General features: G+C 73.4%; 3 protein-coding genes and 1 pseudogene. 3 read left to right on the top strand and 1 reads right to left on the bottom strand.

Annotation, left to right across the window (positions count from 1 at the left end; all coding sequences use genetic code 11):
* Together AB0O29_RS35825 and AB0O29_RS35820 are read left to right on the top strand one after the other, a co-directional pair.
* The coding region (locus AB0O29_RS35825; protein ID WP_365160598.1) for a hypothetical protein at positions 1-334 on the top strand (334 nt) is incomplete at its 5' end.
* A 150-nt stretch (positions 335-484) separates the two neighbouring features.
* Positions 485-913 carry an NUDIX domain-containing protein gene (locus tag AB0O29_RS35820; protein ID WP_365160595.1) on the top strand — a complete coding sequence of 143 codons (429 nt, stop codon included), beginning with the start codon at positions 485-487 and terminating at the stop codon, positions 911-913.
* A 66-nt stretch (positions 914-979) separates the two neighbouring features.
* Here AB0O29_RS35820 and AB0O29_RS35815 read toward each other — a convergent pair whose 3' ends face one another.
* A complete protein-coding gene (locus AB0O29_RS35815; RefSeq protein ID WP_365160592.1) occupies positions 980-1,153 on the bottom strand; it encodes a hypothetical protein in 174 nt (57 codons plus the stop codon).
* 165 nt (positions 1,154-1,318) lie between these two features.
* Between AB0O29_RS35815 and AB0O29_RS35810 the strand changes: the two are divergent.
* Positions 1,319-1,537: pseudogene (locus AB0O29_RS35810) on the top strand (VOC family protein); the annotation flags it as partial.

Raw genomic sequence — 1,537 nt, 5'->3', positions numbered from 1 at the left:
CCGCAACCCGGCCAACCGCGACGCCCTGCCCGACTGCCGCCTGACCCAGATCTCAGCGGCCCTCACACCCCACCGGGCCCCCCGCCCGGACCACGCCACCCACGACGGCGGGGCTGTCGACGGCCTGCATGACGCCAGGCCAGACGACCGAATCGGCGACCGGCCCGCCGACTGGTACGGCACCCAGCCCGACGACGGGCTCGGCGCCCGGCCCGACGACTGCCGGCCCGACGGCTGCCCGGCCACGCCCCGCTCCGCCGCCGACTGCCCCCGCCGGGCCGCGTACACCGCCTGGCTCGCAGACCTGCTGTCCGGCCCGGAGCCGCCGTTCTGACCCCGCCCGCCCACAAAGGCAAGCACCGCCCGGACCGGCGGCACCGACCACACCAGTCCCCGGCGAAGGGGAACTCCACCCTTCACCAGCCGAGATCCGCGATGCGATCATCATGAACACCCAACCCACGGCAATCCAGGAGACGTTCACGTGACCGACCGCGTACGCGCAGCCCTGCTCACCCCCGCCTCCGAACTCCTGTTCATCCGCCGGACCCGCCCCGGCACCGACCCCTACCACGTGTTCATCGGCGGCGGCATCGAACCCGAGGACACCGACGACCGGGCCGCGCTCACCCGTGAGATCCGCGAGGAGATCGCCGGACACGGCGTCACCGTCCAGCGGCTCCTCCACACCGACCGCACCACCGACGGCACCGGCGAGGAGCGGTTCTACCTCGCCACCCTCACCGGATGGGACTTCGACGCCCGCCGCCCCGGCGAGTTCACCCACACCGACCGCGGCACGTACGAACTCACCGCCGTCCCCGCCACCCCCACGGCCCTCAGCGGCATCAACCTGATGCCGCCCGCCGCAGCCCACGCCCTGATCACGGCCCTCAAGGACCGCCCCGCGTAACCACCACCGCACACCGGCCCCGCCCGAGGAGACCGCGCACCCTGGTTCCCCGAGGACGCGGACCGGTCAGATCTCGGTGTCGCTCATCCGCTCGAGGTTCCAGCGGGCCATGATCTCGGCGACGGCGGGGTACCGCTCGAGAAGCTCCTCGTTGCTCAGCTCCGTCCGGGGTCGCTCCGGCGTCGTGCGGACGGCGGTGCGGTTCGGCAGGGTCATCGCCGTCGTGCGGAGCTTGCTCACGGGACCTCCAGCGCTCACGTAGCTGAGGCGATCACGATCCGTCCGACCGGACGCCCGCGTCAACCCTTGCGGAGGAAATGATTCCGGGGTGCGCAACATCGCCGGGAGGCGGGCGCCGTACTGGGACGGGTCCTGGCCTAGATCGGCCCTATCGCCACCGCGGGGTTCGGGGGCGAGGAGCTCGCCCGGGTGGCCGTCGCGGACGGGAGCATCGGGCACGGGGAGATCCGGGTCGGCGATACGGTCGTGCTGGCCTTCGACCGGCGGGCCGACTGGCCCGTGATGCCGGCGCTCCTGCGGGTCTACGTCCCCGACGCGGACGCCGCGATGGCCGCCGCCGTCGCGCACGGGGGCGACGGTGGTCACCGAGGTCGCGGACAGTGC

The sequence above is a fragment of the Streptomyces sp. NPDC089915 genome (assembly GCF_040684675.1).
Taxonomy (GTDB): domain Bacteria; phylum Actinomycetota; class Actinomycetes; order Streptomycetales; family Streptomycetaceae; genus Streptomyces.
This window is presented reverse-complemented; position numbering and strand designations above follow the sequence as displayed.